Below are 23,794 nucleotides of genomic sequence, written 5' to 3' on the forward strand. Positions count from 1 at the left end.
CAACATAGCTCAAAAGCATCGCTAACGATACTAATTTATTTCAACCTATCTAAATGATAGGATTTAATTGACGAGATTATGATTTTGTCGATAAACATCAACAAAACGATCTCTATTTTGCTTGGCTTTTGTTCAGTTTTCAAAGAACTCGAATGCCGCTTCATTAGCGACAATTCCTATATTATCATACAATCAATATCAACGCAACTTTTTGGGGAAAGTTTTTTTAAAGACCGGTTGCGAGGACAAGTAATAATATAACACGCACTTTACTATCATGCAATAGTTTTTTGAGAATACTTTAGAAGTTCCTTCTCACTCATTACTATACCACTTTCTATTACGGTTAAAACTTTTTTAAAAAGGAATACGCCTCACGATAACCCATTAACATTAGCGTAAAATACATATGAGAAGCACAATTAGCCATTTGACAATAGACAACTACTTTTTCTCCTTTGGGACACCAGCCTGTTTTAATAAGGATGAAATCTCATCGGCTGGCTTAAAAGGCATCTATTCTTAGCACAGACACCTTTTTGCGTATTTATTTTTCCAGAAATAAACTCTTTTTCTCAATTATATTTTTTCCTTTTCTCATACACATTTTAAAGAGCAACAATCGCCAGCCCCATTTTTATTTATCATGATAAACAATTTTGATTTTCGATGCCGCTTCTCCAGCAAGCTCTAAAGCCGAATCTGTCGTATTCGCCGTACTAAGGGCGACGGCCATTCTACGCCCTACCTTTGTTTCTGGCTTTCCGAAAACGCGAACTTGCGTGTTGTTAACTGCTAACGCCTCCTCTAAACCGGCCACTTGATAATTCGCATTTTCTTCCCAAGCTTTTATCGCATGACTCGCTCCCGGAGTATAAAGGTGAATATCTGGAACCGGAAATCCTAAAATGGCTCGAACATGTAAAGCAAACTCTGATAAATTTTGAGTTGCCAGTGTAACCAACCCTGTATCATGTGGTCTAGGCGATACTTCACTAAAATACACTTTTTCTTTCGTTAAAAATAATTCAACACCAAATAATCCGTAACCACCAAGTTCATCTGTGATTTTTTTCGCAATTTCTTGCGACTTAGCAATATGTTCTTCGCTCATTTGATGAGGTTGCCACGACTGTATGTAGTCCCCATCTTTTTGAACATGACCAATCGGCGGGCAGAACGACGTCCCCGAAACAGAGCGAACCGTTAATAATGTAATTTCCGACTCAAAGTGTACGAATTCTTCGACAATGACTCTCGCACTCTTTCCGCGTCCTCCTTCAAGAGCAATGTCCCAAGACATCTCAATGTCGTCTACAGAACGACACAAACTTTGACCTTTACCTGAAGAACTCATAAGCGGTTTAATAACACAAGGAACTCCAATTTTCTGGACCGCTTCTTTCAATTCTTTATATGAGTTTGCAAATTCATAGCCTGCGGTTGGCAGGCCAAGTTTTTCGCTCGCGAGCCTTCGAATGCCTTCACGGTCCATTGTTAATTTTGTTGCTAAGGCGGTCGGAACAACGACATGCCCTTCTTTTTCTAATTCTACAAGCACCTGCGTTTGAATAGCTTCTACTTCAGGTACGATTAAGTCAGGCTCTTCTTGTTTAATAACAGAACGTAACTGCTCAGCATCTAGCATATCAATGACATGTGAACGGTGCGCTACTTGCATGGCTGGTGCGCCAGCATAGCGGTCAACAGCGATTGTTTCGATTCCTAACCGTTGTGCCTCTATCATAACTTCTTTTCCTAATTCTCCTGAGCCAAGTAACATAATTTTCTTCGCTTGCTTCGATAATGGGACACCATACATAGGTAACGCCTCTTTCATCAATATTAGTTTTCACTATCATAATAACGCTCATTCAGCCAATTACACAAGAGAAGATCAGCACTAAAACGAACATTAGACCAACTTTTTTTTATAACATTCGCAAAAATACTTTTCATTCCCTTTTTGTCTCGATTCATTAGCACAAAAATCTCTTTTTCTAACTCGATGTCTGTTAAAGAATAGTATTTGTCGAATACTTGTTCGTAGTTATCCACTTCATCCACAGCAGCACTGTGTATAACTCCCAAATGGCGAAGAAGGAAAGGTTTTCGCGTATAGGCTTTTTCATCAATTAGCTAAAAAAGGCATTTGCCTATTCCGATACAATCCAACGCCCATAAGCTAAACGTATACTCTCAACTACTCAGTTGGATAAACCATCTTTTCAGGTTGAACCATTTGATCAAATTGTGCTTCTGTTAACAGTCCAGTTTTCAAAGCTGCATCCTTTAATGTTAAACCTTCTTTATGGGCTAATTTGGCAATCAAAGCTGCGTTTTCATAGCCAATGTGTGGATTTAATGCCGTAACTAACATCAATGATTGGTCAACTTTTTGCTTAATCACTTCACGATTTGGTTCGATTCCAATTGCACAATGTTCAGTAAAGGAGATCATAGAGTCAGCGAGTAGCTGGACCGACTGCAGAAAATTATAGATAATAACCGGCTTAAATACATTTAATTCAAAATTACCTTGACTTGCCGCAAATCCAATCGTCGCATCATTGCCCATCACTTGGCAAACGACCATTGTTAATGCTTCACTTTGGGTTGGATTGACCTTTCCCGGCATAATGGAACTCCCAGGCTCATTGGCCGGTATTGTAATCTCCCCTATTCCAGAGCGCGGTCCACTTGCAAGCCATCTCACATCATTAGCTATCTTCATTAAGTCTGCCGCTAACGCTTTTAAGGCTCCATGTATGTAAACTAGTTCATCGTGGCTTGTTAAAGCATGGAATTTGTTCTGTGCTGTTCGAAACGTTTTATTGGTTATGTTACTAATTTCCTTTGCTACGAACTCTCCAAACTTAGGATGAGCATTAATTCCCGTTCCTACAGCTGTGCCACCAATCGCTAGCTCTCTGAGTGACTCCATGCTTTCTTTAATCATGCATTCACTTTTTTCTAGCATTCGATGCCAGCCACTAATTTCTTGACCCAGAGTTAATGGTGTTGCATCTTGCAAGTGTGTTCGTCCGATTTTCACAATGTCTTCAAACTGATCTGATTTTGCTTTGAACGTATTTTTTAGCTTCGCTAAAGCAGGTAGTAACTCCTCTTCAACTTTGATTAAACTTGCCATATGCATCGCTGTTGGAAATGTATCGTTTGAACTTTGTGATTTGTTAACATCATCATTTGGATGGATTTGTTCATCGACCTTGGGTAATAACTGATTGGCCCGATTAGCAATTACTTCATTCACATTCATATTGGTTTGTGTGCCACTACCAGTTTGCCACACCTTTAACGGAAAATGTTCTTCAAGCTTTCCTTCTATTATCTCTTCTGCTGCTTTCACAATCACATTTGTTTTCTCTTCACTCAATTTTCCTAACCGATGATTCACTAATGCCGTACTTTTTTTTAAAATTGCAAAAGCCCGAACCACTTCGGATGGCATGCGTTCATTGCCAATATTAAAATTTTCACTACTTCTTTGTGTTTGCGCTCCCCATCTTTTGGATGCTAACACTTTTATTTCTCCAAGCGTATCTTTTTCGGTTCGATAGTCCATAGCCATCCTCCTTCATATATAATGAGTAATATAATACTGTCTATCATCATCAATATTCCCGTTTTTATGAAAATGAACCTATTATTACTTGCCTTGTCGGATAAATCGCATTATAAAAGAGTTCGTTAGCTTAGTTAAACAAACGTTTGTTTAATAGAAAATGGAAATAAATACGTCAAAATGATGGATATGCAAGAGTTCACACCGTAAGTAGAATAACAAAGAATGGTAACATCGTAATTGAGGAGAAAAAAATGAAGAAATGGTTTTTACTATTAATTATCGCTTTTACCATCATCATACTGATCATGGAAGCAAAGCTAAATATGGAGATCGAAAATAAAGGAAACGACATAACATTTTCCGATCATTCCATCCCAAATTGTTATATACCCATTTACAAAGAAGCTGCAGATGAATACTCTATTCCATGGACACTATTAGCAGCAGTTCATCGGGTAGAGACTATCTTCTCTACAATGGACCCGATGATTAGTCCCGTTGGAGCTGTCGGGCATTTTCAATTTATGCCAAGAACTTGGATAGGTTGGAAATATCCTGGAACTGATTTAGGAGATATTACTGATGAGACAGACATTACTGACGTCAACACCATCACCGAATTTGGCGGATATGGAATAGATGCTTCAGGTAATGGAAAAGCAGATCCATTTAATATGATCGATGCCACCCATACAGCTGCAAATTACCTAGCAGATCACGGAGCATCAGATAATGATATAGAAGGAGCATTAATTGCCTATAACCATAGTCAAAAATACGTAGATAATGTTTCCTCCTATTACAATCTTTATAACGAGTACTTTGAAGTAGAAATCATGTCAATTGAATGCTATGAATAAGTACTACATCAAACTTAATAAGAAAACACCTCTACGAAAGTGATGCCTTTAAAACAATTTCTTACTTTATGTACAAATCAACGTAGTCATGATCAAATCAAAATGCAACAACATTGTAAATGAGTACTCCAATGATAAAACAAATGCATACCGTTGCACTAATAAACATTTTGATTGTATCGCTCATGTGATCATACCTCCAAATAATTGGTCCCTGTTTGTAGTAGCCCAGTTTGACCAGTTATATGGATTGATATACTAGATTCATATAAAGAATTGTTCAAAATGGGCGTTCTTCCCAGTGATAAACAACCTTCTTTTTTTGAATACGTTTAAATATAAAACACATTACAGTTTACAATTATCCCCATCAAGATGTATAGTAATGGTAATAATCACGTATTTTTACATACTTATTTGTAAAGCGAGGGAATAACATGTCACAAACACAAGCTTTGGAACAACTTGTTTCACGTTTTGAAAAAAAATTAAAACGCGTATTACGTCAAGAAGAAATCAACCTATTAAAAGAAGCAGTAGAGAAGTCATTTATGAAATTAAAAATAACGAAGACATAGTTGTGCATATATTACCTTCCCGCCTCTTCCCTGTTTTATTCACACTGTCACATACATAGTTAGTTTTTATCCTCTAATACTTTTTTCTAAGAAATCCTATTCCTTTTATCTTTGTTTTCCTTTGATCTATCTCAGTGGACTTCACCATTTGAATTTAGCTCAAAAGATTGCCAGTTCAACGTAAAAAAGTAAAAAAGGTGACTCACCAGCGTTCTGATCTAGAAACCAGAACAGGTGAAATCACCTTTTTTGTTTTTTACGGATTAGTCACATTACATCTCTTTAAGTTGCTGAACACGAATTTGTTGACGTTCGTGATGAGTTGTCAATACTTTTTTAAACTTAAGGTTTGAGAATTGAACAACTCTTCCTAAAGTAGCAGCGATCAGAACGGTCCCTACTCCGACTGGACCACCTAATAAAAATCCAATAATCGCTCCACTGCATTCAATCGACACCCTAGAAATATTTAAACTCCAACCGAATCGATTGTGCAAAGCAATCATTAGCCCGTCAAGCGGTGTTCTTGGTAACCTTGATTCTATGTAAATACCGATTCCGACACCTACACAAAGAATTCCTAACGATAATGCCAACCACGACATGCCCAAAAATGCTCCAAAATCAACGTTTCGCAAAACACCATAGATCCAAACATCCAAAAAAACACTTCGAATGATAATCGCTACAACGGCTTCATATTGAATTCTTTCTCGCTCAATTGCCCACGTAACAAAAACAACAAGACCTTGCGCAATGATCGACCATAATCCGATCGTTAATCCTAAATGCATATTTAGACCAACAGCAACCGTATCCCAAGGTCCCGCACCTACTCCTGAAGAAATAATTAATGCTATTCCAAAAGAAGTGATCATTAATCCGATTATATAGATTGCTATTCTTTTCCCCACTTACTACACCTTCATTTCCTACTAATGTAAATAGTATAGCAGAAGCAGCGAGCAACCGTATCAATTTAGGGGAATTCCCTAAATTTCCTAAATTTTAAAAAACGGCTGACTCCTACTAGATAATAAGATTGCTTATGATGCGGTTAATCTTTTTAATCATTGCCGTATGTATTCTTGTATATATCGCCTTTCAATTTTAACGGAGAAAGTAATATAACCAAACGTACCATGAAAACAGCTCTTTTAGAGAAAGCTACATCTTGATTTTCTTTTGAGTACTTGAAAATTTGAGAAAATGTATTAATAAATAAAATAGTTTAAATAAAAAAACGACACGGTTTCTCGTTAATACGAGAAACTGCGTCGTTATGTAAAAATGTATGTACTTTACGAACACACTTGATGTCGGTTTCTCCACAATTACTCGAAATTGTTACCTTACTAATAATTGGTGGAGCATAGCGGGATCGAACCGCTGACCTCCACGCTGCCAGCGTGGCGCTCTCCCAGCTGAGCTAATGCCCCTTATGTTTCCTTCTCTATTATAGAAGTTTCTTTCGAAAGTGACAAGCTTTAATTTATAAAAAAAACAAATCTAACAACCACCATAACACCCCTGCCACAACCGCAACAATAAAGGAGCTTAGAACAATCTCCAGTGTGACTTTTCGGTGCTTGACAATATCAAAAATGAGCCAGCCACAAAAGATGGAAAAAGCAAAAATAATCGTCGACATATTTGTAACCCCTGTCCGTTTTTAATCATCTTAATCATAGCAAACATATGATTGATCCGGCAAGAGATTGGCAATAATGTACCTATTGACCGTAATAGAAGAGGTGTATTGCATGCAACAATGGTTATTCATTCGTACGTTACTAGGTCATGTCCCACTTTTAGTAAAACTACTTTTAGCTGTTATTAGCTCAGGCATTATTGCGGGAGCATGCGTCCACTCGTTAGAACCAGATAAATTCACAACGTGGTTTGATGGGATCTGGTGGGCATTTATTACCGTATCAACAGTTGGGTACGGTGATTTTGTACCGGAATCGACCATTGCAAGAGTACTTGCGATTGTGTTGATATTTGTTGGAGTAGGATTTATGACGCTTCTTGTTACTTCGTTTGCTGGCGCAGCTGTATCCATTAACCAATCAACAAAAGAAGGCACGATCTCGTTTATTGGGGAAGGACACCTTATTATCATTGGGTGGAATGAGAAAAGTCGTCATGCGGTTGAAAATATCCAAAAAGCAAAGCCCCACCTAAAGATTGTACTAATTGATGAAACGTTATCTGAAGTTCCAAAGAATTACAAGAACATTCATTTCGTAAAAGGCAACAGCAGTGAAGATGCGATTTTAAAGCAAGCTAATATAGCGCTCGCATCCTCGGTACTCATTACAGCTAAACACCAAGGTAGTGAATTTACAGCGGATGCTAGATCTATCTTAACAACACTCGCCGTGAAGGGACAGAACCCAGATATTTATACAACTGTTGAAATTCTTACAAAAGAACAGTTAGAAAATGCAAGGCGTGCTGGAGCAGATAAATGCGTGGAGTCTACTTCTTTAACTGGTGCTGTCTTAACATCAAACTTGCTTCACCATGAGACAAGTGATGTCGTGAACGAATTACTTGATTATGATCGTAAGAATTTAATTGTCTTGTCTCCTGTTAAAGACGAACAGATTGGGCAACCATTTTTATCAATCGTTACAGTTTATTATCAGAAAGGATTCCTTTTAATAGGGTTAAAAAGAAGCGAGCAAATCATCCTGCATCCACACGCTTCCCTATTTCTAGAACCAAAGGACGAACTTATTACGATTAAGCCTAATAAAGCAACGTAAGCTCCATCTCTTCAATAAGACTTCTGGCTGTCGGCATATATTTCTGATTCACTTCTGCATCTTTATCAACCGGCTCTTGAAACTGATTAAAGGAGCTATTATATGCCATCCTGAACAATCCGTTAAACACATCAGGATTATCATCTAGTCCTTCTTGATACTTATGATTAAGTAAAAATGGTTTCCCAAGTTTAACGGTAACACCCCGCTTGTCAAGTTCCCCATCGATAGCTTGAAATGGCAAACGCAAAAAGGTATAACCGTTATCCTCATCGATTTTGTAATCGAAATAACCATGGTCATATTCCCAGCCGCCGCCGATATCGTATCCAAGCGGCTTTAATTTATCCTCTAGCTCTTTAAGCTTGATTTCCTTTCCTTCTACTGCTGATTGAAAAGCGATCATCAACCTCATCCTTTCACAGGCGTTCTTATCTAAACGTAGTGTGACCGCTCATAATTGTTTTTATGTACAAAAAGCAAGTAGAGACTCAAGTAAACATGGCCCTTTTTCTGCTAGAAAAAAGCTGTTGAGCACATCGCCTCAACAGCTTTCAACTTATTTTAAGCGAGCTTCAAGCTCCGCTTTTTCTTTTTCGAATCCTGGCTTTCCAAGAAGAGCAAACATATTTTTCTTGTATGCTTCAACACCTTCTTGATCAAACGGGTTGACTCCAAGTAAGTAGCCGCTTATTCCAACTGCCTTCTCAAAGAAATACACAAGATACCCGAAGTAATACTCATTTAACTCTGGAACATTGACAATTAAATTCGGAACGCCACCGTCAGTATGAGCTAACATCGTTCCTTGGAATGCTTTTTTGTTTACAAAATCCATTGTTTCCCCTGCAAGGTAATTCAGACCATCTAGATCACTTGCAGCTTCTTCAATCGTAACATGTTCCCGAACGTTCTCTACATTGATGATCGTTTCAAATAAGTCACGTCGTCCGTCTTGAACATATTGACCCATTGAGTGAAGATCTGTTGAGAAGTCAACTGAAGCTGGGAAAACTCCCTTGCCGTCTTTCCCTTCACTTTCTCCAAACAACTGCTTCCACCACTCTGAAACAAAGTGAAGAGACGGCTCATAGTTAACCATAAGCTCGATAGTCTTTCCTTTATTGTAAAGAGCATTTCTCACAACTGCATATTGATAGGATTCATTTTCAGCTAAATTAGGATTCGCAAAATCTTCACTGGCAGCTTCTGCGCCCTTCATCATTGACTCAATATTAAGGCCACTAACAGCAATTGGAAGTAACCCTACAGCTGTTAACACGGAGAAGCGTCCACCGACATCATCCGGTACAACAAATGTTTCATACCCTTCTTCTGTCGCAAGTGTTTTCAGCGCTCCTTTAGCACGATCCGTTGTTGCATAAATACGCTTGCGAGCCTCTTCAGCACCATATTTCTTTTCTAAATAATCACGGAAAATACGAAATGCGATAGCAGGTTCTGTTGTTGTACCAGATTTTGAAATTACATTAACAGATACATCTTTTCCTTCAATTAACGCAAGTAGGTCTTTCACGTATGTAGAGCTAATGTTTTGTCCAACAAAAAAGACTTGTGGAGTTTTACGCTCTTCTTTTGCTAGGGTATTGTAGAAAGAATGATTAAGTGCTTCAATCGCAGCACGTGCCCCTAAGTACGAACCACCAATCCCAATAACGAGTAATACATCTGAATCATTTTTAATTTTTTCTGCAGCAGCTTGGATGCGGGCAAATTCTTCCCGGTCATAATTTTTAGGAAGATCAATCCACCCTAAATAATCACTTCCAGCTCCTGTTCCATTATGTAATGCTTCATGTGCTGCAGTTACAGCACCTTGCATGTAATCAATTTCATGTTGCTTAAAAAAGGTCAGTGCTTTTGAATAATCAAAGCGTACGTTCTCCATTTTTCAGCCTCCCTAACTTATTATGAATTCTCCTACTTTACTTTATCTAAAGCACCGCAAAGAATCAAGCTATCTTCAATAAGTAAGTGCATTAAATATCTTCTAAAGACAATTCGTAACCATTTTATTGAGCAGAACTAACGAACTTTTATAGTGCTGCAGTTAAAATGGTTACTACATCTTCTCTAGTTAAAGATTTAAAATTCCCAAACTCGCCACGGTTAGAAGCAAGATCAGCCATTTTTTCAACTTGACTGTCATCAATATTATAATCCGCTAAACGGTTCGGTGCGCCTAACGATGTCCAAAATGCGGATAATACACCAATTCCCTCAAGAGCGATTTCTTGATCGGTTTTTCCATAAGGATCAACTCCTAATACACGAGTTGCTAATTGAACATGACGACTAATTCTCTCATTTATTGTAAATTTAAGCCAGTGTGGGAAGAGAATTGCTAAACCTCCTGCATGGGGGATATCATAAACAGCTGATACCGCGTGTTCCATATTGTGTGTTGCCCAATCACCTCGTAACCCCATTTGTGTAATTCCATTTAATGCCATTGTACCACAATAAAGGATTGTTTCACGATGTTCTTCATTTTCCAAGTCTTCTAACAGTTTGGGAGCCGTTTCCAAGACCGTATGTAAAATGGATTCCATAATCCGATCCTGTAAAGCTGTATTTTCAGCTTTGTGGAAGTAAGCTTCAATCACATGAGTCATCATATCAACCATTCCATATACCGTTTGATCTTTCGGTACTGAAACGGTGTTTTTCGGATCAAGAATTGAAAATTTCGGAAAGGAAAACGGACTGCTCCAGCCTAATTTTTCATTGATCTCCCAGTTCGTAATAACAGAGCCTGAATTCATCTCAGAACCAGTAGCTGCAAGGGTTAAAACTGTCCCGAGCGGAAGTGCATCAGTTGGTAGAGCTTTTTTTGTAATGATATCCCATATGTTACCATCATACTTCGCTCCTACAGCGATTGCTTTAGAAGCATCAATGACACTACCTCCACCTACTGCAAGAACAAGTTCGATGTCATTTTTGCGACAAAGCTCGATCCCTTTTTTGACAGTAGTCAGCCGTGGATTCGGCTCAACGCCAGCAAGTTCCGTCATTTGAATGCCTGCCTCAGTTAGTTCGCTTGTTACAAAATCATATAAGCCATTGTGTTTAATGCTTCCTCCACCATATACAACTAAGACTTTATTTCCATAGTTCTTAACTTCTTTCACTAAGTTCTCGTTCTGACCTTTTCCAAAAACTAATTTTGTTGGATTATGAAACGTAAATGGATTCAATCAAATCTCCTCCTCTTTCCCTTATATTATTACCAAACGAATTATAATTGTAAACGATTGGCACTTGGCATCCTGCATATTTACTATACAAATGTCTCATTCTAATTGGTGAAACACAACAAATGGAGTTGTGTAATGAGGATGTCTTAACTAAGTGGTCTTTTCTCAGACTCCTTTGAGACATTCTCCATATTCCTTATTGGAGGTGAATAATGTGAGCGGTATTCAACGTACAGCATTAGTTCTAGCGATTATTGGTGCAATTAACTGGGGACTTATCGGTTTTTTCCGTTTTGACCTTGTTGCAGCCATTTTCGGTGGTCAAGCAGCAGCTTTCTCACGTGTCATCTATGCCCTAGTTGGTTTAGCAGGTCTATATTGTATTTCTATCCTATTCAAGCCCGATGAGGAGCTTGAACGTGTTCCTGAGACACAACGTTAATAATGAGGGGTCTGACTCATTTCGAGTTCAGACCCTTTTTTATGGCTCTCTCCATCTTAATAGTAATAAAAAAAGCACTCACCTTAAGATGAGCACTTCTTTATTATTCTTATTTTTTAGCACGTTTATTTAGATCTGCTTGGATTTCGTTTGATTGTTTTAACCATTCTTTTAGTTTATCTTCTAACGTGTTAAAACCTTGTTGTTGTTGTTGCTTTTGTGGCGCAGGCTTACGACCGCCACCACCGAAACCACCGCCGCCGGCTGGACGAGGTTTAGCTGGACGAGCTGGACGCTCAGGAGCTTCTTGAGTCGCACGAATCGATAGTGAAATTTTTCCTGACTCCTCTTCAACATTCATAATTTTCACTTTTACTTCGTCTCCAACTTTAAGAACATCATTGATATCCTTAACGAAACCATGTGCAACTTCCGAAATATGAACTAATCCTTGCTTCTTTTCGTCTAGAGCTACAAACGCACCAAATGGCTTAATGCCAGTTACTTTTCCTTCTACAATACTGCCTACTTCATAATTTGCCATATACATACATCTCCTAAATAATTTTTAACCTTTTAATTTTAACACAACTATTAGATTTACGCAAAAAATGGTTTGTTTCTTATAACTTTTATTATGAACCTATACCACGTAGTCTAACATATAAACATATAATTCTTATTTGTTGAAGATAAAAATATGTTAAGGTCTCACTATTTGACCTTCAACTGCCCACGTTCAAGATATCGTTCCTCTAATTCAATTTTAAGGTAGCGTTTGTATTTTTCTAATTTATACTCATTTATTGTATCGATTAACGTTATAACCGTTCCCTTTTTTCCCATTCGACCAGTGCGCCCAGAACGATGCAAATAACTGTCAGGACTTGCAGGTGGATCAAGTTGGATAATATGGGTGACATCTTCTACATCTAGTCCTCTTGCAGCTACATCTGTTGCTACGAGAATATGGGTATCTCCTTTGCGAAATGATTGTAACGCATGTTCACGTTCTTGCTTGGCTTGATCTGATGATAAAGCGAGCGTTTTTATACCTTTATAAGAGAACTTCTCAGCTGTTTCAGATACTTTCTCCAGTTGATTTACAAAAACAATTCCTCTTTCAATCTTCTCAGCATGGACTAGTCGCCTCGCAACATCGATCTTATCCCGTGAATCAACGCGAATGAAAAAGTGATTAACGTTCTCCGTATGGAGTAAGCCCCCTTCAGCTTCTAGTTGAACGACAAAAGGTGCGACATCGCCAACTTGATCTGCAAAATCCTTTGGGATCGTTGCAGATACAAATAAAAATTGCGTTTGGCGCCCCGCACGTTTCGCAATTTGCATCGTTGCTTCCCATGAAGGACGCTCCGTCATCATTCGATCAGCTTCATCAACTGCAACGACTTTTACTTCGTGGAGTTTCAACTTTTTCATTTCGATTAGCTCAAGCAGCCTCCCAGGTGTACCAATGGCTAGCTGTGGCTTTTGTTTTTTTAACTTCTCGACCTGACGCTTTATATTAGCCCCACCAATGAATGAGCCGATTTCAATTGGCTCATGTTTCGTTAAACTTTTAGCCACTTCAACAACCTGCATCGCAAGTTCTTGTGTTGGTGCCAACACAACTACTTGAAGGCTTTTTTTCTCTTTTTCAATTTTTGCCAATGCCGGAAGTAAAAAGGCAAGCGTCTTTCCTGTTCCTGTTTGGGAACGCGCAATTAAACTTTGGCCTTCTAATGCTTCTGGGATCATCTTTGCTTGTATATCCGTCGGTTGTTGAACACCTTGTTCTGATAAAGCATCTATTAAAAAACTTGGCAAACGATCAAATGTAAATGTATCACTCATGTTTTTCCCTCTTTCTATGATAGCGCCTCTATCCGGCGTACTTTTTCCACTTTTTTATCTGTTAACAGGTGTAGCTCATTTAAAAAGGCTTGTTGGAACGAGCCAATGCCTTCTTCTTGCGTCCTAGCAAATGCAGTTTCTCCAGCTGCCCCGTAATAGCTAACAGCACTTACTGCTGCACCAATAAGATTATTTCTTTCAACAGCTACAAAAGCCCCGATTACAGCTCCTAATAAACAGCCTGTTCCAACTACTTTTGTTAGCCATGGGTGTCCATTGTAAATAGCATGCACAATGCTTCCATCCGAAATAACATCGACTTCTCCTGTTACGACACTCACACATTTAAATTCCGTTGCTGCCTGTTTCGCAAGTGCAACTTTATCTCCAACAATCGCACCATCAACGCCTTTTACGCTTGCTTTTATCCCAATCAAAGAAGCGATTTCACCCGCATTTCCTCTTAAGATTGACACTTCAACTTGATCAAGGATTTGTTTGCTCATGTTCGTGCGAAAAGACGTTGCCCCAGCACCAACAGGATCAAGAATAACCGGCACACCAGCTTTATTTGCAGCTTGTCCAGCAATAATCATATTGTCTATTTGCTCTTTAGAAAGTGTCCCAATATTAAGTAAGAGCGCTCCTGCTATACTAGCCAAATCTGCCACTTCTTCTTTTGCATACGCCATTACCGGAGAAGCCCCTAAGGCTAATAGTCCATTAGCAGTAAAATTTGTTACGACAACATTGGTCATACAATGAATAAGTGGATTTTCTTTTCGAATTTGTGATAACGACACCGTAAACACACCTTCCTACTAAGGTCGTTTCTAAACATGTGAAAATCTTACCTTTTTTTGTTACTAAAAACAAACGAAACATTTTTCTGACGATTATGTATATAAATAAAAAAACAGTCAATAATAAATATTACAATCGTATTCCCCCTACGAATAAAGGCAAGAGCCAACGCTCTTGCCAATTTTTTTTAGACTAACTTGGCTCCTGTAAGATAAATTTTAAAAACCAATTCCTGCCCTACCACAAAAATGACTAAAGTTCGACACTTAGATGGGGCAAACAAGACGTTACTCGCCGAAAAAGCTGAGGTCGAAATGCTTTTTGCATTTAACCTCAGCTACGAAACTAGATTCTACGAAAAACGTTTTAATAAACGATCAATTCTTTCGACAGATTGCTCAAGATTATCCATAGAAGTCGCATAGGAACAACGAATATGTCCTTCGCCACCTTCTCCAAATACATGCCCTGGAACGACTGCTACTCGTTCGTCTAACAATAACTTCTCAGCAAACTGCTCAGATGTCAGCCCAGTCCGTCCAATTGATGGAAACGCATAGAAAGCACCACCCGGATTGTGACAAGGTAAACCAATCTCCGTAAAAGATTTCACGATATAATTACGTCGCTGTTTATACGACTGCTTCATTCGCTCAAGGTCATCCATACCACTTTTAAGCGCTTCTAATGCCCCGTATTGTGCCATACTTGGAGCACACATCAAGCTATACTGATGTAATTTAAGCATCGCTGCAAGTAAATCCGGCGGAGCTAAGACAAACCCTAGACGCCACCCCGTCATAGCAAACGATTTCGAAAACCCTGAAATTAAAATGGTTCTTTCTTTCATGTTTGGAAGCGATGCAAAACTGACATGATCTTCGTCATAACTTAGTTCAGCATAAATTTCATCTGAGAAAACAAGTAAATCGTGTTTTTCAACGACTGCCGCGATTTCCTTCATTTCTTCACCAGTCATTGTTGCTCCTGTTGGGTTATTCGGAAAACATAACATAATCGCTTTTGTGCGGTCTGAAACGGCCGCTTCAATTTGTTTAGCAGACACTTTAAATTGATTTTGTTTGTTCGTTCCTATAGAAACCGGAACTCCCCCTGCCATTTGCACCAATGGTACATAAGACACGAAACTCGGTTCAACAATTATAACTTCATCGCCCTCATCAAGAATCGCACGCATTCCAATATCAATCGCTTCACTAGCTCCAACTGTAACGAGAATCTCGGATTCCGGATCATAAGAAACCGCAAATCGTCTTTCCATATAAGCAGAAATTTCTTTTCTTAATTCTAAAATCCCCGCATTTGCCGAATACGCGGTAAATCCTCGCTCTAGTGACGAAATGCTCGCTTCACGGATATTCCATGGTGTGACGAAATCTGGTTCACCAACACCAAGTGAAATGATATTATCCATTTTGGATGCCAAATCAAAGAACCGTCGGATTCCTGACGGTTTAATTTTCTGAACACGTTTGGATAAACGTGTATTCGTTTTAAGTTTTTCCATTAGGGAGTCACCACAATTCGGTGATCTTCTTCTCCTTGGTCAAACACTACACCATCATGCTTATATTTTTTTAATTGAAAATGTGTTGTTGTTGAAATAACCGTATCAATTGTTGAGAGCTTTTCAGATACAAACCGAGCTGTTTCTGACATGGTCTTTCCTTCAATGACGACTGACAGGTCATATGCACCAGACATTAAATACAATGCTTTCACTTCAGAAAAGCGATAAATACGTTCAGCTACTTCATCAAAGCCAACACCACGTTGAGGTGTTACCTTCACATCTATAACAGCTGTTACTCCTTCTGCTTTCTCCACTTTGCTCCAATCAATTACAGCTGAATAACTGAGAATTACTTTATCGGCTTCTAATTTTTTCAAAATACTATTTACTTCTTCTTCTGTTGTATCAACCATTTTTGCAAGAGTCGGAACCGTTACTCGACCATTTCCTTCAATAATTCTTAACATTTCAATTGCTCTTTGATCCATCACTAATCCCCTTCCTAAAAAGCAAGCGTATGATAGCTAATCTTTTGGTTTATCATAACATACCGAACAAAAGTAACAAATGTCCTTTCTTTTATTATTCCAACATTTTTTATCCTATTTCACGATTATTTTTTCACTAATTGGGTAAATAATGTACATCTAGTTGCATTTTAACTAGCTAGTCCCATTACGAAAGGAACATGAAACATGACATCACCACGTTATGCTTTACTTATCATAGACATGATAAATGATTTAGAGTTTTCCAGTGGCTACAAATTATTCCCTAATGCGCTGCAGTCTGCTAAGAACATTGCGGCTTTGAAAAAACGCTTAAAAAAACAAGGCGTACCGATTATTTATGTCAATGATAATTATGGTAAATGGCAGTCAGATTTTCGATATCTCGTTTCCCATTGTTTAAAAGAAAGTGTACGAGGCAAACCCATTGCCGAGATTATGCAGCCAGAAGAAGATGATTACTTTGTATTAAAACCAAAATACTCTGGTTTTTTTGCGACACCACTAGACTTATTACTAGATCACTTACGTGTGAATACTCTAATCATTACTGGCGTGGCCGGAAATATGTGTGTTCAATTTACAGCAAATGATGCCTACATGCGAAATTTTAAGCTTTTCGTGCCATCAGATTGTGTTGCTTCTAACACGCTCGAAACAAATAAACTTGCACTTGAACTAATGGAAGATGTATTAAAAGCAGATATATCCCCTTCTTCAACCATCTTACATAAGGAAAAAGCCTAACCAAATATATCTGTTGGTTAGACCTTAGCAGAACAAATTCAATTACGAATCACCTGTTCTCACAACTTCTATGTTGTTCCCTTGTGCAAACTCAATCATTTGGTTTGTTATACCCTCAGGACGAAAGCGTTGAAGTTTTATTCTAAAACCTTTTTTTAAATACACAAGGAGGATCGACGTTTGTCCTAAATGAATAACAGTTAGTTTCTCAATCTCATTTGCTAGTAGTGTTCGTTTTCTAACAGCAAAACCAAAGATTTCGATGTCATAAATTAGCTTATCCTCTAGTACTTCAAGTTGATAGCTCATAGTAATGGCAGCGAAGAAAATAAAGGCAAAACCATATGCTATATACGTCCACAAGGTTGACTCTAGTGCGTACGCGTATGTGATTGTTAAAATAAATAAAAGAATCCATAGAAATTTTGGCTCCTTAGCCTGATAAGTCATAAGACACACATCCTTTCTGTCAAGAAAAAAGACACAAAATGGTTAACAATACTATGATACCATTATTATACATGATTTTTAGCTAACTAACAGAAAGGGAATCTCATACCCCACAATGGAAAAGGAGAAAAATATGAAAAAGCATTCGTTTATGAAGCTATTTTTTCACAAATTAAAAACAGATCCGATCCCAGATTGGGCCGCAACACTAGCTTACTATTTTATGCTCTCTATTTTTCCACTGCTAATTTTTCTTTTAGCACTTATCCCCTATTTTCATTTTGACATTGATACGATCTATGGCTTTATTAACGATTATGTGCCTGAAGAACTTGCAGACCTTTTTTCAACAACAATATTAGAAGTCATTAGTGAACCTCAAGGCGGACTAGTTTCATTTGGAGTATTAGCGACAATTTGGTCTGCCTCCAATGGTGTCAATGCCTTAGTACGAGCTGTCAATCGCTCATATGGCATTGAAGAAACAAGAAATTTTGTCAAGTTACGTCTCCTTTCCATTGTTCTAACAATTGCCATGATTATTGTTATCGTTGTTACCTTATTAATGCCTGTTTTTGGAAATCTCATTATTCAAAGTCTACAAAATTATTTCTTTTTGCCTCCTGAAACGGCATCCATTCTCAATAAATTACGTTGGATTATCGGAATAGGATTAATGACACTCGTACTTATGGTCCTTTATTCGATCGCACCAAACGTCAAATTAACGATAAAACAAGTGATAATCGGAGCTGTAACAGCGACAGTTGGATGGCAAGTGATATCCGTATTGTTTTCTACTTATGTTAGCAATTTCGGTAATTTCACAGCAACTTATGGAAGTCTCGGAGGTGTTATCATCCTCATGCTGTGGTTCTTCCTAACAGGTATCATTCTTGTTATCGGAGGCGAAATAAATGCTACATTGTATTTACAAGAGCAGAAAAAAACTAAATTTTAGCTTTTCACTTAAATTTCAGTTTGAAGTGTATAAAATAAATAGAATTGGAGATGATGGTATCAGAATGCATAGTGAATTAAATTGAACGAGGAGATGACAGGAATATGAATAAAACAGAACTTGTACAAGCTGTTGCTGAACGTACACAATTATCGAAAAAAGATGCCGGTAGTGCCGTCAACGCTGTATTTGATTTAATTGAAGAGTCTATGTCTAAAGGAGAAACCGTTCAACTGATTGGGTTTGGAAACTTCGAAGTCCGCGAAAGAGCGGCTAGAAAAGGCCGTAACCCACAAACAGGGGAAGAAATTGATATTGCTGCAACAAAAACACCAGCATTTAAAGCAGGAAAGCAATTAAAAGAATCGGTAAAATAAATAAGACGGTGCAGCCGTCTTGTGAAGCAATGAGTGGAGCCATTGCTTTCAAATTTTTAAAAATTGTTACCTTTTAACTAATAAAGATATCGCAAAAGGTCAAACCCAAACTTTTGCGATATCTTTCTTTTTTATGATTCTTGATAAGGGTTATCTTCTTCTGGCTTTTGGTAGGTTACGTATGTGTTAGCTAGCATGTCATGAATGCTTCTTTTGTCTTTACGTAATGCAACCATGAAAATGCTGACAATAAATGCAATTCCTATCGTAATCGCATAAACAAACCCTGCAACGATCACACGTAACAACATCGTACCAAACGTGACATTACTTCCATCTAATTTCACAATTCGAATCCCAAGCAATCGCTTTCCAACTGAATACCCATACCAAAATATGGGCAATAACAATGAATACAGTACATTGGTAATCGCATCCAGTATATCTCGCGTGTCTGAACTTAAATTAATTAATGCTGCAATGATAAAGAGCGTACCACTTATTAGCAGCCCATCAAGAATGCTTGCTCCTAGCCGAACCCAAAATCCAGCAGGACGTTCAACCATCATAGTTCCTCCTTTTTTAATTTATCGTTCCAACCTACAAGTCGGTGCAATGGCTCCGCACGCTGTCCGCCTACTATGAGAATACCACTCAGAGCAGGCTATAAAACCATACAGTGGCTACGCTCATTGCTTCGAGATTGTTCAAAAAGGAAAATACTACTCTTTTTGAACAATCTCTATTATAGCTTTATCATCATTCTACTGTACACCGCTCCAGCTATATGTCAACACTCAAATTTATTGTTGACATAAAACCAATTCTAACCATTCTATTGTTAACCCAAATTATACAATAGGTGAACAAATAACTACTACGAAAACGAAAATTCATACCGTTGATCTTGTATTAGTTGCAATGTTCGCAGCGTTAATGACACTTGGAGCCAACGTTACTTCTTTTCTTGTGATAGGTTCCGTACCAATCATGTTTTGTTGGTCTTATTATTAACTATGTAGTTGGCACTCATTATATGTATTTTGCTTTTCAATTCCTTACACGTCTTGAAGCAGTAAGTTACCAAGTTGTTTGGGCTTGGATGGCTGCACCTGCAGTGAAAGACATAATTCTCACAATCTTTGCTGCTGTCCTTTCTTCAAGGATTTATCATACGTTTAACAAAAGACGAGGCATTGCCAAATCATACAGCTTAAGATAAGTAATAAGCAATTTAGAGGGTGTCTGATACAATTTCATTCCTAATAATTTTTTAGTGCACATCCAATTATAGTACTATTAAGATGATACTATAAAAGATGAAATAATTATCTTGTTCTCTTAAGTAGACAAAACAGCAGGAAAGGAAGATCCACTTTGATTGAATCTTTGCTTTTAAATTTTCTTTTTTTACTTTTTCCAGTACTCATATTTCTGATTTTTTTTGAAAATAGATCACATTATTATAATAAAAATATACTTATTTTACTTTCATCTATTTCGTTAATACTATGTATGACATTCCCCATTAAATTAGAAATTGGGTTTATTTTTGATTTACGATACATTCCTTTTATTATCGTTGCTCTTTTCGGAGGATATAAAGCAGTTTTACCTCTTTATATCGTTTTAAATGTCTATAGGTTCTATATTGGTGGAGATGGGGTTTTCCTTTCCCTCTTCTTTTCAACAATTACTTTTCTTTTAATCCCTTTATTGAGTGGAAAGTTCTCACAACTGGACACCCATAAAAAGGTTATATGGGCTACAATAGTCTCTATTTTTACGATGATAATTTATCTTTCTATTTTAAGTTCACAATTTCATACATTAAGTAGGGAATTTTGGACAATAGCAATCCATGCGTTAACTACTTATGTAATTGTCATGATCATTATTATGATATTAATCGAGCAAATTATCACCAATATGAAAGTCCGTGAAGCTTATTTGCATTCAGAAAAATTAAATGTTATCAGTGAGCTATCGGCTAGTGTATCTCATGAAATCAGAAACCCCCTTACCGTAACGAGTGGTTTTCTACAACTGTTAAATAAATCAAAGACTATAACTAAGGAAGAAAAAGGATATATTGAATTTTCATTACAAGAATTAAAACGGGCTGAAAAAATTGTTAGTGACTTTCTAGCTCTCGCCAAGCCTCAGTCAGAAAATATGGTATATTCCAATTTAAAAGAAGAAGCAGAGTATGTAAAAAACATAATTATTCCTTATGCAAACATGCATAAAGTCGATGTGCAATTTAGTTTTCATAACTCTTTAAATACAAGATATGATAAGAACCAAATTCAACAATGTTTAATCAACTTATTAAAAAACGGAATTGAATCGATGAAAGAAAATGGCGGAACCCTTTCCGTTAATGTTACAGAACAAGACAATAATATAATTTTAAAAATTAAAGATACTGGAATTGGAATGACAAGAGAAGAAATTTCACGTTTAGGTAGACCATATTATTCTACTAAAAAAGAAGGTACAGGCCTTGGAATGCTAATGGTTTATAGTGCAATAAATAAAGTGCGTGGGAAAATAAAAGTGGAAAGTGAAATAGGGAAAGGGACAACGTTTCTAATAACCATTCCTGTTTAAAAGAAGGAGACTCTAAATATCATTTTGTTGACCTTTGGAGTCTCTTTCAATAAATATATTAGATACTTTCATTTTAAGATCGAATTGATTCTTCTGTATGATACTTTTCATTAAAATACCATTCTTCTTCATACGTATGATAAGCAAATAATTCATGTACTTGAAATAGAAATTCATCGTAGAAAGAAAGTACAGCATTCTCATCTAGTCGATTTTGGTGACACCATGTTAACAATACAATGATCAATATGAAGCCCATCGTCCACTTTTTCATGTTTCCCCACCTCTAGTAATCTCTATTTATTAGACGAGGCACATGTATAAATAGTTTCATTTTTTTGGTAATTCACTTGTGAAATGCAGAAAAAAGTGACTCCGTCTGGAAGAGGCTACTGAAAAAGGTTGCTTTTTAACTTTTTCAGTGGCATTTAAGCAATGAGCGTAGCCGTTGCCTTGTTTTAAAGCCCGCTATGAGTGGGTTTCTCATAGCGGGCGGGCAACGTGCGGAGCCATTGCCGCTTCCTCGATGGACTTTTTCAGTGCCCTCCTGTTTTCAGCTTTTTCAGTAGCCTCTTTTTTCTTTATCATAGAATCATTGATGCTAACCATCCAAAAAGAAACAGTGGAATATTAAAGTGCAAGAAGGTTGGCACGCATGTATCCCAAATATGATTATGTTGCCCGTCCGCATTTAAACCAGCCGTGGGCCCTAGCGTGCTATCTGAAGCCGGTGCCCCTGCATCTCCTAATGCTCCAGCTGTTCCAATTAACGCGATAATAGCAAGCGTCGAGAAACCCGCATCCAGCCCCAATGGTACAAACAAGGTCGCAATGATCGGAATCGTCGCAAATGACGATCCAATCCCCATTGTGATGAATAAGCCAATCAAAAGCATAAGAAGGGCCGCAGCCGCCTGACTTTCGCCAACGATTGCTGACGCTTGCGTGACAAGTAAATCAACATGACCAGTCTCACGAATAACCGCTGCAAACCCTGATGCCGCTAGCATAACAAACGAAATGAATGCCATCATTTTCATTCCTTCAGTAACAACATCGTCTGCTTCCTTCCACTTTAGTGAACCACTAACAAGGAGAACCATTAGACCAGCTAATGCAGCAATAATCATCGATTCTGATATCCACTGCATAATCAACGTTGCAATGATGGCCAGTACTGCAGAAATAATCGACCCTTTTGAATACAATTGTTTTTCAACTGCAGCACCTACAATTTCACGATTCTCATAGCTCCGACTTTTCCGGTACGTAATGAAAATCGCAATCAGTAATCCGACAACCAGTCCAAGAGTAGGCAATGCCATTGCTCTTGGTATCGATGACAACTCGGCGTCAAGCCCATTTTGCGCCATATTATCTGCAATAATTCCTTGAAAGATTGCTCCAAACCCATATGGTAAGAAAATATAGGGAGCCGTTAAACCAAATGTTAAAATCGTTGCAATTGCACGTCGATCTACACCGAGTTCATTTAAAATCTTTAGAATCGGTGGAATCAAAATCGGAATAAATGCTATATGAACTGGTACTACATTTTGGGAGAAACAAGAAACAAGTGCTAGTAAAAAGAAGATAAGTGCTTTCGATAATGCCTTTTTTCTTGTATCCTCGTTTCGCCCAACAAAACGAACCACAAAGTTTACTAACACTTCTGGTAAGCCTGTCCGAGCAATTGCAACGGCAAAAGCACCAAGAAGTGCATAGCTTAAGGCAACTGTTGCACTCCCTCCTAAACCATCACTAAAAACAGAAACGGTCTGTTCGAATCCTACACCACCAACGACTCCTCCTATTAATGCTCCAATAGCAAGTGCTAAAACGACATGCACTCGTACTAAACTAAGTATTAACATTACAATAACCGCGACTAAAACTGCATTCACGAACACCATCTCCAAATCCTTTATCCTGTTAAATCACTACTATAATAAAGCACTCAACTAAACTATCATTATAATAGTATAGTTGTCAACGGGGTTCTTTCGCTTGATAAAGGAGTAAAGTGATTTGATTTTCGTCCTACTTTTATATCGTGAATGCAAAATAAGGTCCACCATTTTACTGAACTGTAATAAAAAGAACTTTGTTTTTATTCATACACTTTTGTCATCCATTCAACAATTCCCATGTTCTCTTCAAATTTTAGCGTTGTCGATTTCCCACTTCCATTCTCGCCTACTAATCCGGCTATCTTTCCTTTTGTTAATTCAAGATCAACATACGTAAAGCCAATTTACTCAAACTTTTTAGTAACTTGGTCAAGCTTAATCATCGAAATAAGACCAGCTACTAGCTTTGCTAATAACAGTCCATAACCAGGCATTCATAAACAGATTCCCCTTTCAATATGTCATATAGTATTAGTGTAATTAATTAAATAGTACACTAATACTATATGACAGTAGACAAGTAAATTACCCATCTTTTTCTTGTTTTTACACAAATGAAGCTAGGGCATTT

The 23,794-nt window shown here is 37.7% G+C and carries 27 protein-coding genes and 1 tRNA gene; 9 read left to right on the plus strand and 19 right to left on the minus strand.

Going from position 1 to position 23,794, the window contains the following annotated elements; all coding sequences use genetic code 11:
- Positions 1-637: 637 nt before the first annotated feature.
- From purT to fumC, 3 genes are all read right to left on the minus strand, one after another.
- Positions 638-1,822, minus strand: a complete 1,185-nt coding sequence (gene purT / locus SAZ04_RS12730; protein ID WP_332695662.1) for a formate-dependent phosphoribosylglycinamide formyltransferase — start codon at positions 1,820-1,822, stop codon at positions 638-640.
- 23 nt (positions 1,823-1,845) lie between these two features.
- Positions 1,846-2,058 carry a hypothetical protein gene (locus tag SAZ04_RS12735; protein ID WP_332695664.1) on the minus strand — a complete coding sequence of 71 codons (213 nt, stop codon included), beginning with the start codon at positions 2,056-2,058 and terminating at the stop codon, positions 1,846-1,848.
- 145 nt (positions 2,059-2,203) lie between these two features.
- On the minus strand, positions 2,204-3,586 hold the full coding sequence (gene fumC, locus SAZ04_RS12740) for a class II fumarate hydratase (RefSeq protein ID WP_332695666.1): 1,383 nt from the start codon (positions 3,584-3,586) through the stop codon (positions 2,204-2,206).
- Positions 3,587-3,840: 254 nt separating this feature from the next.
- On the opposite strand from fumC, the gene SAZ04_RS12745 reads away from it, so the two are divergent.
- Both SAZ04_RS12745 and SAZ04_RS12750 read left to right on the plus strand, forming a co-directional pair.
- Positions 3,841-4,449: a lytic transglycosylase domain-containing protein gene (locus SAZ04_RS12745; RefSeq protein WP_332695668.1), complete on the plus strand. Its 609-nt coding sequence runs from the start codon at positions 3,841-3,843 to the stop codon at positions 4,447-4,449.
- Between the two features lie 437 nt (positions 4,450-4,886).
- Positions 4,887-5,027, plus strand: a complete 141-nt coding sequence (locus SAZ04_RS12750) for a hypothetical protein (RefSeq protein WP_332695670.1) — start codon at positions 4,887-4,889, stop codon at positions 5,025-5,027.
- 272 nt (positions 5,028-5,299) lie between these two features.
- Here SAZ04_RS12750 and SAZ04_RS12755 read toward each other — a convergent pair whose 3' ends face one another.
- The 3 genes from SAZ04_RS12755 to SAZ04_RS12765 all read right to left on the minus strand — a co-directional run bounded on the left by SAZ04_RS12755 (position 5,300) and on the right by SAZ04_RS12765 (position 6,678).
- Positions 5,300-5,941: a YczE/YyaS/YitT family protein gene (locus SAZ04_RS12755; protein ID WP_332695672.1), complete on the minus strand. Its 642-nt coding sequence runs from the start codon at positions 5,939-5,941 to the stop codon at positions 5,300-5,302.
- 449 nt (positions 5,942-6,390) lie between these two features.
- A tRNA-Ala gene (locus SAZ04_RS12760) sits at positions 6,391-6,466 on the minus strand.
- A gap of 53 nt (positions 6,467-6,519) precedes the next feature.
- Complete coding sequence (locus SAZ04_RS12765; protein WP_332695674.1) at positions 6,520-6,678, minus strand: hypothetical protein; 159 nt, start codon at positions 6,676-6,678, stop codon at positions 6,520-6,522.
- Positions 6,679-6,754: 76 nt separating this feature from the next.
- Between SAZ04_RS12765 and SAZ04_RS12770 the strand changes: the two genes are divergently transcribed.
- Positions 6,755-7,801 carry a potassium channel family protein gene (locus SAZ04_RS12770; RefSeq protein ID WP_332695676.1) on the plus strand — a complete coding sequence of 349 codons (1,047 nt, stop codon included), beginning with the start codon at positions 6,755-6,757 and terminating at the stop codon, positions 7,799-7,801.
- Here SAZ04_RS12770 and SAZ04_RS12775 read toward each other — a convergent pair.
- From SAZ04_RS12775 to SAZ04_RS12785, 3 genes are all read right to left on the minus strand, one after another.
- Entirely contained in the window at positions 7,785-8,207 is a 423-nt protein-coding gene (locus SAZ04_RS12775; protein ID WP_332695678.1) for a YugN-like family protein, read from the minus strand. The two genes, SAZ04_RS12770 and SAZ04_RS12775, sit on opposite strands and share 17 nt — an antisense overlap.
- A gap of 153 nt (positions 8,208-8,360) precedes the next feature.
- Positions 8,361-9,710: a glucose-6-phosphate isomerase gene (locus SAZ04_RS12780; protein WP_332695680.1), complete on the minus strand. Its 1,350-nt coding sequence runs from the start codon at positions 9,708-9,710 to the stop codon at positions 8,361-8,363.
- Positions 9,711-9,858: 148 nt separating this feature from the next.
- Complete coding sequence (locus SAZ04_RS12785; RefSeq protein WP_332695682.1) at positions 9,859-11,022, minus strand: iron-containing alcohol dehydrogenase; 1,164 nt, start codon at positions 11,020-11,022, stop codon at positions 9,859-9,861.
- A gap of 214 nt (positions 11,023-11,236) precedes the next feature.
- Here SAZ04_RS12785 and SAZ04_RS12790 point away from each other — a divergent pair, with 214 nt between their 5' ends.
- Entirely contained in the window at positions 11,237-11,464 is a 228-nt protein-coding gene (locus SAZ04_RS12790; RefSeq protein ID WP_034626543.1) for a DUF378 domain-containing protein, read from the plus strand.
- A gap of 109 nt (positions 11,465-11,573) precedes the next feature.
- On the opposite strand, the gene yugI is transcribed toward SAZ04_RS12790, so the two are convergent.
- The 5 genes from yugI to SAZ04_RS12815 all read right to left on the minus strand — a co-directional run bounded on the left by yugI (position 11,574) and on the right by SAZ04_RS12815 (position 16,144).
- Positions 11,574-12,008 (minus strand): S1 domain-containing post-transcriptional regulator GSP13, encoded by a 435-nt coding sequence (gene yugI / locus SAZ04_RS12795; RefSeq protein ID WP_332695684.1) that lies wholly within the window; start codon positions 12,006-12,008, stop codon positions 11,574-11,576.
- Between the two features lie 170 nt (positions 12,009-12,178).
- Positions 12,179-13,318: a DEAD/DEAH box helicase gene (locus SAZ04_RS12800; protein ID WP_332695686.1), complete on the minus strand. Its 1,140-nt coding sequence runs from the start codon at positions 13,316-13,318 to the stop codon at positions 12,179-12,181.
- 14 nt (positions 13,319-13,332) lie between these two features.
- Positions 13,333-14,121 (minus strand): hydroxyethylthiazole kinase, encoded by a 789-nt coding sequence (gene thiM, locus SAZ04_RS12805; protein ID WP_332695688.1) that lies wholly within the window; start codon positions 14,119-14,121, stop codon positions 13,333-13,335.
- Between the two features lie 353 nt (positions 14,122-14,474).
- Complete coding sequence (locus tag SAZ04_RS12810; protein ID WP_332695690.1) at positions 14,475-15,650, minus strand: aminotransferase; 1,176 nt, start codon at positions 15,648-15,650, stop codon at positions 14,475-14,477.
- Positions 15,650-16,144: an Lrp/AsnC family transcriptional regulator gene (locus SAZ04_RS12815; RefSeq protein ID WP_332695692.1), complete on the minus strand. Its 495-nt coding sequence runs from the start codon at positions 16,142-16,144 to the stop codon at positions 15,650-15,652. Before SAZ04_RS12815 ends, SAZ04_RS12810 begins: the two co-directional genes overlap by 1 nt.
- Before the next feature lie 207 nt (positions 16,145-16,351).
- On the opposite strand from SAZ04_RS12815, the gene SAZ04_RS12820 reads away from it, so the two are divergent.
- Positions 16,352-16,912 carry a cysteine hydrolase family protein gene (locus SAZ04_RS12820; protein WP_332695694.1) on the plus strand — a complete coding sequence of 187 codons (561 nt, stop codon included), beginning with the start codon at positions 16,352-16,354 and terminating at the stop codon, positions 16,910-16,912.
- 42 nt (positions 16,913-16,954) lie between these two features.
- Here the strand turns inward: SAZ04_RS12820 and SAZ04_RS12825 are convergent, their stop codons facing one another.
- A complete protein-coding gene (locus tag SAZ04_RS12825) occupies positions 16,955-17,362 on the minus strand; it encodes a hypothetical protein (RefSeq protein WP_332695696.1) in 408 nt (135 codons plus the stop codon).
- Positions 17,363-17,495: 133 nt separating this feature from the next.
- On the opposite strand from SAZ04_RS12825, the gene SAZ04_RS12830 reads away from it, so the two are divergent.
- Together SAZ04_RS12830 and SAZ04_RS12835 are read left to right on the plus strand one after the other, a co-directional pair.
- Positions 17,496-18,323, plus strand: coding sequence for a YihY/virulence factor BrkB family protein (locus SAZ04_RS12830; protein ID WP_332695698.1), 828 nt, complete (start codon positions 17,496-17,498; stop codon positions 18,321-18,323).
- 104 nt (positions 18,324-18,427) lie between these two features.
- A complete protein-coding gene (locus tag SAZ04_RS12835) occupies positions 18,428-18,700 on the plus strand; it encodes an HU family DNA-binding protein (protein ID WP_332695700.1) in 273 nt (90 codons plus the stop codon).
- A gap of 131 nt (positions 18,701-18,831) precedes the next feature.
- On the opposite strand, the gene SAZ04_RS12840 is transcribed toward SAZ04_RS12835, so the two are convergent.
- Entirely contained in the window at positions 18,832-19,269 is a 438-nt protein-coding gene (locus SAZ04_RS12840) for an RDD family protein (RefSeq protein WP_332695702.1), read from the minus strand.
- A gap of 467 nt (positions 19,270-19,736) precedes the next feature.
- On the opposite strand from SAZ04_RS12840, the gene SAZ04_RS23715 reads away from it, so the two are divergent.
- Together SAZ04_RS23715 and SAZ04_RS12850 are read left to right on the plus strand one after the other, a co-directional pair.
- Positions 19,737-19,922, plus strand: coding sequence for a hypothetical protein (locus SAZ04_RS23715; protein ID WP_488803346.1), 186 nt, complete (start codon positions 19,737-19,739; stop codon positions 19,920-19,922).
- Between the two features lie 155 nt (positions 19,923-20,077).
- Positions 20,078-21,313 (plus strand): HAMP domain-containing sensor histidine kinase, encoded by a 1,236-nt coding sequence (locus SAZ04_RS12850; RefSeq protein ID WP_332695704.1) that lies wholly within the window; start codon positions 20,078-20,080, stop codon positions 21,311-21,313.
- A 73-nt stretch (positions 21,314-21,386) separates the two neighbouring features.
- On the opposite strand, the gene SAZ04_RS12855 is transcribed toward SAZ04_RS12850, so the two are convergent.
- The 3 genes from SAZ04_RS12855 to SAZ04_RS12865 all read right to left on the minus strand — a co-directional run bounded on the left by SAZ04_RS12855 (position 21,387) and on the right by SAZ04_RS12865 (position 23,567).
- A complete protein-coding gene (locus SAZ04_RS12855; protein ID WP_332695706.1) occupies positions 21,387-21,587 on the minus strand; it encodes a hypothetical protein in 201 nt (66 codons plus the stop codon).
- Positions 21,588-21,897: 310 nt separating this feature from the next.
- The gene (locus tag SAZ04_RS12860) at positions 21,898-23,217 is read right to left on the minus strand and encodes a Na+/H+ antiporter family protein (RefSeq protein ID WP_332695709.1); all 1,320 of its coding nucleotides are present in this window, start codon (positions 23,215-23,217) and stop codon (positions 21,898-21,900) included.
- A 206-nt stretch (positions 23,218-23,423) separates the two neighbouring features.
- Positions 23,424-23,567 (minus strand): ATP-binding cassette domain-containing protein, encoded by a 144-nt coding sequence (locus SAZ04_RS12865; RefSeq protein WP_332695864.1) that lies wholly within the window; start codon positions 23,565-23,567, stop codon positions 23,424-23,426.
- Positions 23,568-23,794 lie beyond the last annotated feature (227 nt).

The sequence above is a fragment of the Halalkalibacter lacteus genome (assembly GCF_036663595.1).
Classification (GTDB): Bacteria; Bacillota; Bacilli; order Bacillales; family Bacillaceae_D; genus Halalkalibacter; species Halalkalibacter lacteus.